This is a genomic window from Sediminibacterium sp. C3 (genome assembly GCF_000508085.1).
GTDB lineage: Bacteria > Bacteroidota > Bacteroidia > Chitinophagales > Chitinophagaceae > Sediminibacterium.
Map to the genome: position 1 here is coordinate 327237 of NZ_KI669560.1, position 14341 is coordinate 341577.

17 protein-coding genes are annotated in these 14341 nt (G+C 39.1%); 8 read left to right on the plus strand and 9 right to left on the minus strand.

Annotated elements, in window-relative coordinates:
* Positions 1 to 42 precede the first annotated feature (42 nt).
* A complete protein-coding gene (rplM, locus tag F777_RS17755) occupies positions 43 to 486 on the minus strand; it encodes a 50S ribosomal protein L13 (protein WP_026750514.1) in 444 nt (147 codons plus the stop codon).
* Between the two features lie 188 nt (positions 487 to 674).
* On the opposite strand from rplM, the gene F777_RS15300 reads away from it, so the two are divergent.
* Positions 675 to 1898 (plus strand): amidohydrolase family protein, encoded by a 1224-nt coding sequence (locus F777_RS15300; RefSeq protein WP_037369021.1) that lies wholly within the window; start codon positions 675 to 677, stop codon positions 1896 to 1898.
* A 4-nt stretch (positions 1899 to 1902) separates the two neighbouring features.
* Here F777_RS15300 and recO read toward each other — a convergent pair whose 3' ends face one another.
* Together recO and pheS are read right to left on the minus strand one after the other, a co-directional pair.
* Positions 1903 to 2646: a DNA repair protein RecO gene (recO, locus tag F777_RS0101595; RefSeq protein WP_037351786.1), complete on the minus strand. Its 744-nt coding sequence runs from the start codon at positions 2644 to 2646 to the stop codon at positions 1903 to 1905.
* A gap of 9 nt (positions 2647 to 2655) precedes the next feature.
* On the minus strand, positions 2656 to 3705 hold the full coding sequence (gene pheS, locus F777_RS0101600; RefSeq protein WP_026750516.1) for a phenylalanine--tRNA ligase subunit alpha: 1050 nt from the start codon (positions 3703 to 3705) through the stop codon (positions 2656 to 2658).
* A 48-nt stretch (positions 3706 to 3753) separates the two neighbouring features.
* Between pheS and F777_RS0101605 the strand changes: the two genes are divergently transcribed.
* From F777_RS0101605 to F777_RS0101620, 4 genes are all read left to right on the plus strand, one after another.
* A complete protein-coding gene (locus tag F777_RS0101605; protein WP_026750517.1) occupies positions 3754 to 4515 on the plus strand; it encodes a DUF4290 domain-containing protein in 762 nt (253 codons plus the stop codon).
* A 6-nt stretch (positions 4516 to 4521) separates the two neighbouring features.
* On the plus strand, positions 4522 to 5826 hold the full coding sequence (gene murA, locus F777_RS0101610) for a UDP-N-acetylglucosamine 1-carboxyvinyltransferase (RefSeq protein WP_026750518.1): 1305 nt from the start codon (positions 4522 to 4524) through the stop codon (positions 5824 to 5826).
* Between the two features lie 247 nt (positions 5827 to 6073).
* Positions 6074 to 7069: a type IV toxin-antitoxin system AbiEi family antitoxin gene (locus F777_RS0101615; protein WP_026750519.1), complete on the plus strand. Its 996-nt coding sequence runs from the start codon at positions 6074 to 6076 to the stop codon at positions 7067 to 7069.
* A gap of 34 nt (positions 7070 to 7103) precedes the next feature.
* A complete protein-coding gene (locus tag F777_RS0101620; RefSeq protein WP_201767557.1) occupies positions 7104 to 7916 on the plus strand; it encodes a hypothetical protein in 813 nt (270 codons plus the stop codon).
* A gap of 152 nt (positions 7917 to 8068) precedes the next feature.
* Here the strand turns inward: F777_RS0101620 and F777_RS0101625 are convergent, their stop codons facing one another.
* Both F777_RS0101625 and F777_RS0101630 read right to left on the minus strand, forming a co-directional pair.
* Positions 8069 to 8314 carry a hypothetical protein gene (locus F777_RS0101625; RefSeq protein WP_026750521.1) on the minus strand — a complete coding sequence of 82 codons (246 nt, stop codon included), beginning with the start codon at positions 8312 to 8314 and terminating at the stop codon, positions 8069 to 8071.
* A complete protein-coding gene (locus tag F777_RS0101630; RefSeq protein WP_026750522.1) occupies positions 8311 to 10137 on the minus strand; it encodes an RHS repeat domain-containing protein in 1827 nt (608 codons plus the stop codon). The genes F777_RS0101625 and F777_RS0101630 overlap by 4 nt, the downstream gene beginning before the upstream one ends.
* On the opposite strand from F777_RS0101630, the gene F777_RS0101635 reads away from it, so the two are divergent.
* Positions 10136 to 10471 (plus strand): transposase, encoded by a 336-nt coding sequence (locus F777_RS0101635; protein ID WP_026750523.1) that lies wholly within the window; start codon positions 10136 to 10138, stop codon positions 10469 to 10471. The genes F777_RS0101630 and F777_RS0101635 overlap by 2 nt on opposite strands.
* On the opposite strand, the gene F777_RS15305 is transcribed toward F777_RS0101635, so the two are convergent.
* From F777_RS15305 to F777_RS0101655, 3 genes are all read right to left on the minus strand, one after another.
* The gene (locus F777_RS15305; protein WP_081720438.1) at positions 10446 to 11381 is read right to left on the minus strand and encodes an IS3 family transposase; all 936 of its coding nucleotides are present in this window, start codon (positions 11379 to 11381) and stop codon (positions 10446 to 10448) included. The two genes, F777_RS0101635 and F777_RS15305, sit on opposite strands and share 26 nt — an antisense overlap.
* Entirely contained in the window at positions 11381 to 11698 is a 318-nt protein-coding gene (locus F777_RS0101645) for a transposase (RefSeq protein WP_026750524.1), read from the minus strand. The genes F777_RS15305 and F777_RS0101645 overlap by 1 nt, the downstream gene beginning before the upstream one ends.
* Before the next feature lie 178 nt (positions 11699 to 11876).
* Positions 11877 to 12083 carry a hypothetical protein gene (locus F777_RS0101655; protein WP_026750526.1) on the minus strand — a complete coding sequence of 69 codons (207 nt, stop codon included), beginning with the start codon at positions 12081 to 12083 and terminating at the stop codon, positions 11877 to 11879.
* 276 nt (positions 12084 to 12359) lie between these two features.
* Between F777_RS0101655 and F777_RS17095 the strand changes: the two genes are divergently transcribed.
* Positions 12360 to 13433 (plus strand): RHS repeat-associated core domain-containing protein, encoded by a 1074-nt coding sequence (locus F777_RS17095; protein ID WP_026750527.1) that lies wholly within the window; start codon positions 12360 to 12362, stop codon positions 13431 to 13433.
* A complete protein-coding gene (locus tag F777_RS0101665; protein WP_026750528.1) occupies positions 13420 to 13869 on the plus strand; it encodes a hypothetical protein in 450 nt (149 codons plus the stop codon). Before F777_RS17095 ends, F777_RS0101665 begins: the two co-directional genes overlap by 14 nt.
* A gap of 71 nt (positions 13870 to 13940) precedes the next feature.
* Here the strand turns inward: F777_RS0101665 and F777_RS0101670 are convergent, their stop codons facing one another.
* Positions 13941 to 14330, minus strand: coding sequence for a hypothetical protein (locus tag F777_RS0101670; protein ID WP_152530828.1), 390 nt, complete (start codon positions 14328 to 14330; stop codon positions 13941 to 13943).
* Positions 14331 to 14341: the final 11 nt, after the last annotated feature.

The window sequence follows — 14341 nt, forward strand, 5'->3', positions numbered from 1 at the left end:
TTTGTTTATGCTTGGCGTCTGGCATTGCTACCAGACAATGTTTTAGAATTTAAGTTCCTTAGGTTGCTGAGCGGTATGAGGATGTGCAGTTCCGGCATACACGAATAATTTTTTGATCATTTTACGACCTAATTTATTCTTGGGTAACATGCCTTTTACAGCTCTTTCCATAATTACTTCCGGACGACGCTTTAATAGACTGCCAGCAACTTCTTCTTTTTTACCACCTGGGTAACCAGAGAAGTTTAGGTATACTTTATCTTCTAACTTATTACCAGTGAAAGCAACTTTCTCTGCATTAATTACAATTACGTAATCGCCACAATCTACGTGTGGAGTGTAATAAGCTTTGTTTTTGCCGCGTAATACAGCAGCAATCTTGGAGGCAATACGTCCTACGGTTTGATTAGTACCATCAACTACATACCAGTTGTGTTGAACGGTAGCCGCATTCGCATGCTTGGTGGTGAAATGAAGTTTACTCATGATCTTGTTGTTTTAAGTGAAATCGGCGCTATCCCACCGATTAAAATATCCCATTTTTTGGGAGGGCAAAGGTCTGTATTGGTAATGGAACAACCAAGAAATATGGGAATTATTTTGGGGGCACTATTCATAACTAACTGATTTTCAATAAAAATTTGTGCAAGTTTTTTTCATCTACCTTTGCAGATATGGCATTTTTACAATTTTCAGGGCAGAATTTATTCGATGGAAAGCAGTTTTTAGGACCGGACCAGGTGCTCATTACCAATGAAGAAGGTCGGGTGGAAGCCATTGTTCCCCGAACAGAAGCAGGGGAAGAAATTCAGGAATTGAATGGCATTATCAGTCCAGGATTCGTGAATACCCACTGTCACCTGGAATTGAGCCATATGAAAGGAAGAATTCCGGAACATACCGGACTACCTGAGTTCATTTTAAAAATTGTTAGCGACAGACACCATCCTGAAGAAGAAATACTGGAAGCCATTGCAAAAGCGGAAGCCCATATGTTAGAATCAGGCATTGTAGCCGTAGGCGATATCAGTAACAACCAGTTAACCGCGGCTCAAAAAGCCTTGCGCAACCTAGCCTATTACACTTTTGTTGAAATCAGTGGCTGGAAACCGGAAATTGCTGAACCCCGTTTCAGCAATGCACAAAAAGTAATGGAGCAGTTCAGAGGGATTACAACTGTCGCATCAATCAAATCGCCGCAAATCTCCACCAACCCGCTGCAAACATCCTTCAGTCCGCACGCGCCTTATTCTGTATCTGAAGAACTCTGGGAAATGATGATGCCCCATTTTGAAGGCAATACGGTAACCATACATAACCAGGAGACACCCGCAGAAAACGAGTTATTCCGGAAAGGAAGCGGAGACTTTGTACAGATGTACCAGGCCATGAATATAGATCAGGCCCATTTTACGCCGACGGGTAAGAATAGCCTGCCGTCTTACTTCCCCCGGCTACAAAAAGCAAAAAATGTATTGCTGGTGCACAATACCACCACAACAGAAGCGGATATGGATTTTGCAGCTGCTACCGCTGCAGCACATGAGCAGTCGCTCTTTTATGCACTATGCGTAAATGCCAATCTTTATATAGAAAATGCACTGCCGCCCATTGAAATGCTCAGAAGTAAAAACGCAAACATTGTTTTAGGCACCGATAGTTTGTCGAGCAATCATCAATTGAGTATTTTATCCGAAATACAAACCATTGCCAAAAATTTTCCAATGATTCCTTTAAATGAAATTCTGAAATGGGCTACCAGCAATGGCGCAGAGGCTTTACAGATGGATGCACAATTCGGCTCATTTATACCCGGCAAAAAGCCTGGTATTATCGTATTGGAAAATTTTGGACCCAACCAAACGATTGGAGAGGCAACCGTTAAAAGATTAATCTGATCATTTAAGCCAATACCTCTTGCAAAATGGCGAAGCTTTTCATTTGCCCGAAACCAGCAATATGCAAAGACAGGTATTGCTGATAGGCTTCGAGCAATTGTCTGCGGATATTTTTATTCAGTGAAATAGTTTCCAGTTCGTTATAAAAATTCAGACCTGCTATTGTTGAAGTAATTTCTGCCAGTTGACCAGCTAAATAATAAGGATGCAGCGGTATTTGCGAAACAAATACGCCCTCCTGTAAATCTAAAACAGCGGTTTCTGTTGTATAATTTCCCTGTAACTGAAAACCCAGTTCTGCAGCCAAATGCAAAGTAAAGTATAGTGGCAGATTACCCGTCAGCGTTGGGTTTCCACGATCGAGCTGCTTCAGGGTATCTTCAATTAAATAATAGAGTTCCGGATTGGCTTCGGGTTGTTTTAAGCTATGCTGCAACAATTCCATCACATAGATAGCCACTGTATTCTTAACTACATTAAACAATACCGACTCATATAAATACGCCCAGCGAAACTCTTTAATGAATTGCAATTGCTTGAGTTCGTTGTGGTAAACCTGTAATTCCAGAATGGCAGCCGGATTAAAATAACTGGCTTTGCCCGCAGAAGTCTTACTGCTTTGGCGCACTCCTTTAACCAGGTATTGTTGTATTCCAAACAATTCTGTGTAAATAGAAGTAATGATACTGGAATCACCGTATTTAATGGTTCGCAATACCACACCCCGGGTTGAATGCACCGTGCTCATGCATGCAATTTAAACAACCCCAGTAAATTGTTTCAAGAAGCGCACATCGTTTTGAGAATACAAACGCAGGTCGTTCACCTGGTACTTTAGTTGGGTGATTCTTTCCACGCCCATACCAAAAGCAAATCCCGTGTATTTGTTAGCATCAATGCCAAAGTTTTCTAAAACTTTCGGATGCACCATTCCACTTCCTAAAATTTCAACCCACCCTGTATGCTTACAAATATTACAACCCTTGCCTTCACAAATTAAACAGCTGATATCCATTTCAGCACTGGGCTCTGTAAAAGGAAAATAACTCGGTCTGAAACGCACTTTCACGTCTTTGCCAAACATTTCCTGTACAAAGAAATAGAGGGTTTGCTTTAGATCGGCAAAGCTTACGTTTTCGTCAATATACAATCCCTCTACCTGATGAAAAAAGCAATGGGCGCGGGCACTTACCGTTTCATTACGGTACACACGACCCGGACAAATTACGCGAATAGGCGGCTTTTGGTTTTCCATTACCCTAGCCTGAACGCTACTGGTATGGGTTCTTAACAACCAGGTTGGACCATTCCCATCTGCTGGTTTTTTAATATAAAAAGTATCCTGCATATCACGGGCAGGATGGTCTTCCGGTAAATTCATCGCACCGAAATTGTGCCAATCGTCTTCAATTTCAGGACCTTCCGCTACAGAAAAACCCAATCTTTTGAAAATAGAGACCATTTCATTCCTTACCAATGTTAAAGGATGTCTGCTACCTACACCCACAGGATCACCTGGCAAGGAAAAATCTTGAGTGTTAGAAACAGCAGCGGTAGCTGCTCCGGCAAACTGATCTTGCAACTCCTGAAAACGCGCTTCTGCAAAGAGTTTGAACTCATTCAATATCTGACCAAATTCCTTTTTTTGTTCATTTGGCACATTGCGCATTTCGCCCATAATGGCTTTTACCAAACCCTTGGTACCCAACCATTTGATTCTGAATTGTTCTACTTCGTCGGCATTATTCGCAGTAAATGCAGCAATGGCTGCTTTGTATTCTTTAATTTGTTGCAAGAGAGATTCCATGGTGCGAAGATAAAAACTTATATTTGTTGCTGCATCAAGCAATTTTACATGGAATACAATACCTCCAGGAAACTCCTGGGAATGAAGGAGTACGGCAGACACGTACAGAAGATGGTGGATTATCTCCTCACAATAGAAGACAGAGAAAAGAGACAAAAACAAGCGCAAGCGGTTATTGAGCTCATGGGATTTTTAAACCCACACCTGAAGAATGTAGAAGACTTTAGACATAAGCTATGGGATCATTTATTCTTCATTAGCAATTTTACGCTAGATGTAGATAGCCCTTATCCTATACCCCAAAAAGAAACCTACAAACTAAAACCCGATCCATTGCCTTATCCCAAGCGCAATCCAAGATATGCGCATTTAGGAAAGAATTTGGAAGTGGTGATAGACAAGGCATTGAAAGAAGAAGACCCTGAGAAAAAAGCAGGATTTGCCAATGCCATTGCCTATTATATGAAGTTGTCATATAGCAACTGGCACAAAGAATTGGTACACGATGATGCCATTCGTTCCGAGTTGGATCAAATTACCGGTGGTCAGTTGGAGTTCAGCAATACACCATATATCAAACACCGCAATCAACCTTTTGAACGCGATGAATATCCAGCCAGAAGCGGTGGCAGGTGGAAACAAAACTTTGGTGGAAGAAACAATAGAAACCAAGGAGGCGGACAACGCAATGATTCCAGAAACAATGGAGGCGGTGGCAATCGCAATCAAAGTGGAGGTCAGCGCAACGATTCAAGGAACCAGGGAGGCGGCAATCGCAACCAAGGCGGAGGATTCAAGAAACGCTATTAATATTCCATGAGTAGTTTTGAAGTAATAGGTGGCAAGCAGTTAAAAGGCAGCATTGTTCCACAAGGCGCCAAAAATGAAGCTTTGCAAATATTATCTGCGGTAGTATTAACCAAAGAGCCCCTTACCATTTCCAATATTCCGGATATTCTGGATGTGAATTTACTCATTGAATTATTGCAGGAAATGGGGGTTGAAGTAAATCGCATCAACCAAGATACCTATCAATTTCAGGCAGATAATATACAAGTAGATTACTTGGCTTCAGAAGATTTTCGCAAAAAAAGCGGAAGACTCAGAGGCAGTGTAATGCTGGCAGGTCCATTGTTAGCACGTTTTAAGAAAGCTTATTTACCCAAACCCGGTGGCGATAAAATTGGAAGAAGAAGATTAGATACTCATATTATCGGTTTTCAAAAATTAGGCGCCACGTATGCATACGATGACAACATTGGTTGCTTTACTTTAACCACCGATGCCTTACAGGGCTGTTATATGTTACTGGACGAACCTTCTGTAACAGGTACCGCGAATATTGTAATGGCTGCGGTTTTAGCAGAAGGCACTACCACCATTTACAATGCAGCTTGCGAACCTTACTTACAACAATTGTGCAGTATGCTTAATCGCATGGGTGCAAAAATCAGTGGTATTGGGAGTAATTTATTGGTTATTGAGGGAGTAGAAACGCTAGGTGGCACAACACACCGTTTATTGCCCGACATGATTGAAATAGGCAGTTTTATTGGCTTAGCAGCCATGACCCAAAGTGAAATCACCATTAAAAATGCAGGGGTACAACACTTAGGCATCATTCCAGAAAAATTTCAGCAATTAGGCATTCAGTTTGATATACAAAGAGATGATATTTATATTCCTTCGCAGGAATCCTATACCATACAAACCTTTATGGATGGGGGAATACTGACTATATCCGATCATCCCTGGCCAGGTTTTACACCTGATTTATTGAGCATTGTTTTGGTTGTAGCAACGCAGGCCATTGGGTCGGTTTTGATCCACCAGAAAATGTTTGAAAGCCGTTTGTTCTTTACCGATAAATTGATTGATATGGGGGCACAGATTATTCTGTGTGATCCGCATAGAGCCACCGTAATTGGACTCGGCAGAAGAAATAGTTTGCGCGGCATCACCATGAGCAGCCCCGATATTAGAGCAGGGCAAGCCCTATTAATTGCAGCACTCAGCGCAGAAGGCAAGAGCACCATACAAAATATAGAACAGATTGATCGTGGCTATCAGTTCATAGACAAACGCTTACAAAGTTTGGGGGCGGAGATTGTAAGGAAGTAGGGATCAGTTTGTTTGATATAACATTGAACACAATTTATGTAGCATACTATATTTCTGATTACAATCCTTAAATCAAGTTTGAATTTACTTTTTTTATATTTGTTTATTATTTTTATTTGTTTATCAATAATAAACAAATAAATTTAGAAAACAAAATGATATAAATTGTTTTTATATCGCTATAAACATGGCATTTGTTTATTTATTTTCCTTGTTTATTAATATCAAATAAGATAAATTTGTAAACATGATAAAAGAACAGGTCATACAGGATGCCTTGGAGCAGCTGGAAGTACACACCGGGATTGTAGCTACGGTGATTTCTGCCCCAGGAATTGACGGGGTATTCCATTTTACGTTGGATGGGAAAGTACATATGGCCTTTCTTGAAGTTAAGAATTATATCAGAGGGCACCAGCTTGCTCACCTAGTTAGACTTAAAACTAAGTTTGATCCTTTGATGGTAATTGCTGGACAGATATATCCAAAAATGAAAGAAGAGCTTCGGAAAGAGAATATTGCATATTTGGAAACCAATGGGAATGTATTCTATAAAGGAAAGGATCTGATGTTGTGGATTGATGGGCAAAAAGCGATACGAGGGTTGGGAGTGAAAGAAAAAACAGGGCGGGCGTTTACTAAAACAGGCGTGAAACTATTGTTTCATTTTATGCTGGAACCAGCATTGCTAAATTTAACCTACCGTGAGATTGCGCAACGAACTGGGACCGTATTTGGGAACATAAATGTAATCATGAATGATTTAAAGCATCAGGGGTTCTTGTTGCAGTTAGATAGGAGTCGTTATCAATTGCAGAACAAGAAAGAATTGTTGGAGCGATGGATGGTAGCTTATGAAGAGAAACTGAAACCTTCTTTAAAACTGGGAAGTTTTCGATTCTTAAAAGACGAAGATTATATTAAATGGAAAAATATTCAGTTGGAATCCATCACAATGTGGGGAGCAGAACCAGCTGCGGATCTTTTGACCAATTATTTAAAACCAGGGGAACTCACCTTATATACCCTTGAAACCAAACAAGAGCTGATTCGCCATTACAGACTTATACCAGATGAGAACGGGCCTGTGAAAGCATACCAGAAGTTTTGGTATAATGAAAAAGAAAATCAAAATATAGTCCATCCCCTATTGGTCTATGTTGATTTGATGAACACAGGAGATAGAAGATGCATTGAAACAGCACAAAAAATTTATGAGCAATTTCTACAAGACAAATTTTGAGGGCCTGCGATTAGAGCCCAAATTTAGTGAAGCCATGTCAGCGCTAGAGCGTGGGTTTACATGCTTTGGAATAGATTATTATTTGGTAGGAGCTGTATCACGTAATGCATGGCTGAGCGCGATACATAAAGTAACACCGAAACGCACGACCGGAGATGTTGACTTTGCAGTGTTTATAAATAACAATGGTGTTTATGAAGATCTAAAGAAATATCTCATAGAAGTAGAAGGTTTTCAGCCCTTTCATGACAACGCCTTCATTGTGATGTGGAAAGACGGAACGGAGATTGATCTTTTGCCGTTTGGTGCTATTGAAGATGATGATCGAAAAGTGACCGTACTGGGAACAGGATATACAAGCGTTCATGTAGATGGATTTAATGAGGTGTACAACCTAGGATTACCGGAACTCGAGTTAGATGAAAATCATCGTTTCAAGTTTGCAACACTAAGTGGTATTGTTCTCTTGAAACTAATTGCCTGGGACGACAGGCCGGAAGTACGTGGTGATGATATTAAAGATGTCTCGGAAATACTAGACCATTTTTTTGATATTAAACAGGAGCAGATTTGGGAAGATCATGCAGATATGTTTTTAGTGGAACATGCAACAGATGATGGCAGGAATGGATTGTTATTGATTGCAGCTAAGGTTTTGGGTAAAGAGTTGAAAACAATTGTTAGCCAGACACCAGTATTATACAATCGGGTATTAGGAATCATTGCACGGAATACGATAGATCCCGCGACAAGCGAAATGGGAAAGATCATGGCGCAGTATTTTGAAACAACCGTTGAAAAGGCGAGGCTGATCATTAAAGAAATCGAAGCTGGTCTGGTAGAATAATATTTAGTTAAAAACGAACAAGAAACTTGACTCATTGTCACCTTTATTAATGTCGCTCTTAATATAAGAAAAGTACAAAAAATAGCGCAATAAACAAAGCCACTGCGGTTTTTATGGAGTGTCTTTGTAAATTGATTTACGCAACGGAGTATTTAACTATACAAAAGGTCTTCTAACTGCTCCAAGATTTTACCATTTTCATTCAATTCATAATTCTCATCAAATCCCTCCTTCTGCAATTTTTCACCTACCCAGTCACGGATTTCTATTACAACCTCATCGTTAATTCCGATGGCGACACCATTACCATTAGACAAATGCTTGAATAAATCACTCCTTTCTTTTCCAAGTGTGTTTTTTAAAAATTCGTATTGGTTTGCACTTAACTTTACTATCATTGCTCGTTAGCATTTTTAATTAACGCTTCTGCTTTCTTTGTTGATGTTGGATTAACGGATATTATTTTACCCGTTTGTGGATTAACAACAGTTTCTGCTGTTTTACCAACATATCTCTGACTCTGCCTTCCTGCTTTATCTGTTACAACTTCTCCAACTTTAAGAGGATTTTTAATCGCATCATGTATAGCTGCAGGTTTAACACCTCGCTCGATTGCTCTTTCAACACCATGTTTGGTAAATCCTTTTATTTCTGTACCTACTGCCGTTTTAATAGCTGCTTTTTCAACAGCAACTTCACTAGCTTTAATAAGAGCTCCCTCTAATTTTGCTCCTGGAATAATTGAAATCGCAGCTTCCATCCCAGATATTGAGCGAGGCTTAGCATCAGTAAAATCACTCTCAGTACTTTTCCCTGTTACCACTTCAACAATACTTGCAATTGGATTTAAGTAAGCATTGAAAGTTCTTGCAAGTCTTACAGCACCATTATAGGTAGCAGTTGCTGTTTCTTTAACAGCACTTTTAATATCTTTCCATAATTCTTCACAACATGGCTCATCACCTAATGGATCACTAAATCTTATTGGGTTATTATAATTAGATGCATAAGGGCTCCACAACTCCATGTTTTCAATCTTCGGATCTATCTGCCACCATCTTCCAATTTGTGGGTCTAGATTTCTAAAGAAAGCATCATAAGTGGCTAATCCTAAGTCCGCGATTAACTCTATACCATTGTATTTCTTGTCATTTTCAAGAGCTCCAGCAGCTTTACTAGATACCCCACCCATTGTTAACCCGAACGGATAGTAATGGGTTTCTTCGAGTAGGGGCCCAGCTTGATGGGTCAGGTTAAAATTATCAAAGAACACTACATCGTTACTCTCGTTGCTGAAGTAAATATACGCATATCCATTCTTTTTTGCGCTTGCACTGCCGTATAATGTTTGTCTACTTTCTTGTACCCATGCACTTACTTGTACCACATAGCTATTGGCTGCATCAAACTTAAATTGTTCGTCAAAAAGCAAGATATGCATATAGGCTTTGGGCTGGTAGGTATAGCCGCCTGATGGGCTTTGTGGCGCAAAGACTCCTGTAAATAAGCCGTCTGCTCCAAGGCTACCTGCCGCAGCACTATTGGCTGTTTTTACTGCTGTTCCTGCAGGGCTTCGAGTGCCAGCAATAACCCCTGCAATATGGTTTAAAATGCTGCCTAATCCATTGGCGCTGCTATTGTCTGCATAGTTGTTGTGGTAAAAATAATCTACACTGCTGTAGATATTATCGCCACTCATGACTTTCAGTAACTTTCCTGCCCCTATACTCCCTCCATTCTTGGTGATGCTGAACGCGTAATTCCCATTGGTACCCGTTGTGCCAAAATTACCCGGTCTGTTCACTCTTCTATTCACAATATCTATGCTATTGCCTGCTGCATCATCCCAGATGGCATTTTGGTTATTGGCTTCCCCACTGCCACTGCCTCCCTCTGCACTTAAAGTAGGGTAATACTGTGTATTCGTTTCATCGGTAAGTACCATACGGGTATTCCCTAAATGGTCTTTGATAAAGTAATCATAGGCTACTGCACCACTGGCTGCTTTGCGCAACCTTCCTTCTTCATGACCAGCAAACAAAAACATATCATTTTCAAAAACCATATCCCCCAAGTAAAGCGTTGTCTTTACACTGCTACCCTCGGTTACGGTCTTGCTTAACTTAGCGCCACTGGCATCGTAGTTGTAGGTGATATTTCCTTTTGCAGGAACACTGATTTGTCTAGTCCTGAAATAGCTTGTCAAAAAACTATTCAGCATGACAGAAAAGGTTCAAAAAAAGTCAAAGCCTAGTTTCCCCAGTAGCCAACCATATAGGCGGAGAAGCGAAGAGGAAATGTTAGAAATTGTCCGAGAAATTCAGGAAAGGGGAATGCCAAAGAAAACGGCATGCCGTAAATATGGAGTCAATAGGAACACCCTAAGGCTATTTATTTTAAAGCAATCCACAAAGGATTTATCCCAAAATCATTCATTAGATTTATTATCAACTATGAATGAAAATCAACAACACTTGGCATTGTCCAAAAAGATTAAGGAGCTAACTGGTGCACTTGTGTATCGACCCCTTAATTTTTGGACAAAATGGGGTTAAAATTTGAGACAATTTCTGATTTTTTTTCTGTTTTATAGGGTACGGAATTTTGGTTAAAGATTTGCAAGAACTGTTCTGGTGATTTTCTGCCCAATGAGCCATGCTTTCTGTGATTGTTATACCACTCGTAATAGCGGTTAAAAATCAATTGCGCATGATAAATGGATTCGAACTCGTAGCGTTCAACCACTTCTCTTTGAACATTGCTGTGAAGCGATTCTATGTAGGCATTTTCCTCTGGTGTAGCCACATGGGTAAATTCCTGGTTAACGCCTTTATCCTTCAAGAACTGCCTTACCACGGTTGCAATGAACTGGGATCCATTGTCGTTTCTTAGCGTTACGTTTTCAATCTTGTATTCCATTAGTAATAGTGACAGTAAAATAATCACATCACCTTTTTTGATGTTAAAGCGAAGCATATGCGTCAATACTTTTCGGCTAAAAGCATCAATAACTGTCAACAGCAAAGCATTTCTCTGAGCTCCATGGATATGGATGTATTTTATGTCCATGCATAAGTGTTCGAGTGGTTTTTCTGCTTTAATCTTTCTAAAGCGAACAAACTGCCTGGGAACACCAGTGGAACCAATGCGACGATTGAACAGTAAGTGGTTGATTTTCATCAGCCTGTACACTTTTTTATGATTAATGATGTATCCCAAATCTTTGAGTTCATCCCAAACATTTTTGTAGCCATAACAGCAAAATTCTTGTTGCAGGATGATTTCAACTTGATTCACCACTTCGGTGTTTTCAACAAGTTCTCCGTCTTGTTTGACAGTCATTTGGGATGGTTTACGACCACGTAAACCATCCCTACGCTTGTAATAAAAACTACTGCGGGGAACACCTGACCAAGACAAAAGATCCTGTTTGCTTACCATTGGATGTGATTGAAACTGCTGCATTACTTCGACCGACGCTGCTCGTGGAATTGACTTTTTTTTAAAAGCTCCGTTTTGAACTCAAGTTCAATCTGCTGCTTGGCTACTATGTTCTTCAGCAAACGAACTTGTTCTTCCAGGGCTTCTAGTTCTGGATTACGAACCTTTACATACGATTGAAGATTGGCTACACCTCCTTCATTAAAATTCTCCTTCCACCGCCTAAATACCGTTGGGGAAAGATTGTGTTTGCGTAAGGTTGCACTTACACCTATTTGATCTGCTTCATTGATGATTGACAGTTTCTCCGAAGCCGAGAAACTCCTTCTTGACTTTGACATGATTCCTAAATTTAGTGACTTAATTGTTGTTACAATCTTGTCCAGCTATTTAGGGGGTCAATACAGTATCGGATTTTCTTCCAATGTCTCAAATAAAAAGACTAAATCGGATTTTAAAGAAGGGTATTTTTTAGCCAACTTTTTTAACTCTTTCCTAAAAGTAGGAACCGCTACAATGTTATAACTCATCTAATAATTGCTTTGCAGGTATACCTTTGAGTTTACCTTGTCTTATCAATTTTAGTTCTTCTACCGCTTCTTTTATCTCTTCAATCAGCAAAGCCTTTTCTTCTGAAATTGTTTTGGCCTTTACATATGGTAAACTTTTAAGCACTTCCATTAAATGCAGTGCTTTATTATCTTTAATATCTAATAATACTTTCATTACACAATTGTTATATCTAGTTTAAAGTTACTCAAAAATGCAAGATTTTTTCATATTTAAAAAGTGACCAAAAATCAATAATTTTTTGCATTGAAACTAGTTTATATAATAAGTTATTTTCGAACCTACTCGTATCAATAAGTATCTCAATGGTTTTTTACAGAGATTAAATGGAAATAACACCAAAGTGGAGGCTATTATTGTACTTAAATTAATGGCAGGCGACAGCTACTATTTACTGACGAAGAGTTAGTACAGGATAAATGGAGCTAACACATGCCGACTGAATTACCCGTTACAAAAAATTGTTATCTTTATACCTTCGTCAGCAATGCTAGACCTAATGTTGATGTGTTCTTTGATAATTTTAACCTGACCCATCAGGCTGGGCCCCTACTCGAAGAAACCCATTACTATCCGTTCGGCGGTACATTAGCCGCAATCTCTTCCAAAGCAGCAGGTAAATTATCCAATAAGTATAAGTTCGGAGGAAAGGAATTACAGTCGGCAGAGTTCTCAGATGGATCAGGACTGGAGCTGTATGACTTTGGAGCGAGGAATTATGATCAACAGATAGGAAGATGGTGGAGTAATGACCCGAAAGCGGATAAACTTGTACAATGGTCACCTTATAATTACTGCCTAAATAATCCGATAGTATTTATTGATCCTAATGGAGAATACCCTATTTACATAACTACAAGGAGTTATGCTCCGTTTAAAACCTTTGGCCCAGGTTTTGCAAATTTTTATGGCGACAACAGAGGACACTCATTAGATAGAGGTGCTTCTTACCGTACGTTGGCATCAATCAATTATGAAACTGAAACACGCCAAACAACTGCTACAGGTGGACGTTCAAGATCGCACTCGGTTGATGGAAGAAAAGATGCTATCTCCGAAACTCATATATCCAATCGATCTAAAGATAATAATATAGATGTTCATTCTTACGGGAATAATGCTGCCCAAAAAGGTTCGTGGGATATTGATCAGTTTACAAAACTGACTGTAAATATGGAAGGGGATAGTAAAAAAGACCATGTTTTAGGATTAAAGGGTACAGTCAGTGGGGATGATTTTCCTAATCAAGAGAGTATGATTTATGATAGTAAAGGAAACGGGCTTTGGTTAGGAAATTATGAAACATCGGGAGGCTCTGTTGCTGGCCCGACGTTAGGCTTAGCAAGAGAAAATGAAGGTGATGTACATATCAAAATTGACATTAGAATTAAAGTCAATAAAGATGGTGTTTTCCAAGGAGTGATGCAGAGAAACAAAGATGGCAAGGATGTTATGATATCTCTTAAAGACTGGAATAAAAAATTTAAGTCCGATGAAAACAAATAGAATTTTTTTGGTTGTATGGTTTGTGTGTGTCTTAATTTATTTAATTCCAGAGCTCTTTTTCGAAGGTGCGCTGCTTTATTTGTCGGGAGGGGTTATTGGCGGCACTATTAGTGAGATTATTAAAGATCTGATAGGGGAGCGAAATGATTTTTTTGTTTTTTTAATATGGGCAGTTTTACTTGGAGGACTTGTACTCTTATTCGTTCGATTACAAAATAAGATTGCGAAGTATTTGGTTATAACTGTGGTTGCATTTTTCCTGTATATCATCGATAATTTGTTAGCCTTTGTGCCATTCCCGATAGATAGTTCACAGAGTACCTTTATGATAAAAATAGACTTGATAGCTTTATCAATTTTATTGAAAGGGGCTTTTTTAGCATGGCTCTATTGTCGAAGGTTGCAAATGAAAAATAACCAAGTTCGTCTTAATTAGCTTAGAACTTAATGATAGTAACAAAGCCCTCGGTTGAGGGCTTTGTTGTTTATAGAACAGGTACTTTACTTTTATTGTTTCTTCCATTCACTCACCGTAAACGAGGTTATAACAGAATCATCTTTTGAAAAGAATATCTTTAAATCCTTTGTATAAACAGGGTCAATATCTTGCTTGTAATCTATCAAAATTCTATAGGTTAAAGAACTACTATCTTTTATATCTGGCACTCCTAAAAGTTCAGTTAATTTGGAATACTTTAATCCTTTCAAATTGTAATTCATCGTAAGGTCTGTAAGCATTCGTGAACGATAAGGAGAAGGGAAAAGTGGGTCGGCTTGTTCACCCCATTTATTCTTATCGAACTTTATTTGTCTCTTATCACCATTACAAGAAAGTAAAATAACAAAAGCAGAAAACTGTAATATTAGCAGAATAAAATTTGTATTTCTATTTACCATTTTCATTGTTA

Coding starts and splice junctions, on each gene's coding strand:
- rplM (WP_026750514.1), bottom strand. CDS start 486: ATGAGTAAACTTCATTTCACCACCAAGCATGCGAATGCGGCTACCGTT.
- F777_RS15300 (WP_037369021.1), top strand. CDS start 675: ATGGCATTTTTACAATTTTCAGGGCAGAATTTATTCGATGGAAAGCAG.
- F777_RS0101645 (WP_026750524.1), bottom strand. CDS start 11,698: ATGTCAAAGTCAAGAAGGAGTTTCTCGGCTTCGGAGAAACTGTCAATC.
- murA (WP_026750518.1), top strand. CDS start 4,522: ATGAGTAGTTTTGAAGTAATAGGTGGCAAGCAGTTAAAAGGCAGCATT.
- F777_RS0101625 (WP_026750521.1), bottom strand. CDS start 8,314: ATGATAGTAAAGTTAAGTGCAAACCAATACGAATTTTTAAAAAACACA.
- F777_RS0101605 (WP_026750517.1), top strand. CDS start 3,754: ATGGAATACAATACCTCCAGGAAACTCCTGGGAATGAAGGAGTACGGC.
- F777_RS0101655 (WP_026750526.1), bottom strand. CDS start 12,083: ATGAAAGTATTATTAGATATTAAAGATAATAAAGCACTGCATTTAATG.
- F777_RS0101635 (WP_026750523.1), top strand. CDS start 10,136: ATGACAGAAAAGGTTCAAAAAAAGTCAAAGCCTAGTTTCCCCAGTAGC.
- F777_RS17095 (WP_026750527.1), top strand. CDS start 12,360: ATGCCGACTGAATTACCCGTTACAAAAAATTGTTATCTTTATACCTTC.
- F777_RS0101665 (WP_026750528.1), top strand. CDS start 13,420: ATGAAAACAAATAGAATTTTTTTGGTTGTATGGTTTGTGTGTGTCTTA.
- F777_RS0101630 (WP_026750522.1), bottom strand. CDS start 10,137: ATGCTGAATAGTTTTTTGACAAGCTATTTCAGGACTAGACAAATCAGT.
- F777_RS0101620 (WP_201767557.1), top strand. CDS start 7,104: ATGTCAGCGCTAGAGCGTGGGTTTACATGCTTTGGAATAGATTATTAT.
- F777_RS0101615 (WP_026750519.1), top strand. CDS start 6,074: ATGATAAAAGAACAGGTCATACAGGATGCCTTGGAGCAGCTGGAAGTA.
- F777_RS0101670 (WP_152530828.1), bottom strand. CDS start 14,330: ATGGTAAATAGAAATACAAATTTTATTCTGCTAATATTACAGTTTTCT.
- F777_RS15305 (WP_081720438.1), bottom strand. CDS start 11,381: ATGCAGCAGTTTCAATCACATCCAATGGTAAGCAAACAGGATCTTTTG.
- recO (WP_037351786.1), bottom strand. CDS start 2,646: ATGAGCACGGTGCATTCAACCCGGGGTGTGGTATTGCGAACCATTAAA.
- pheS (WP_026750516.1), bottom strand. CDS start 3,705: ATGGAATCTCTCTTGCAACAAATTAAAGAATACAAAGCAGCCATTGCT.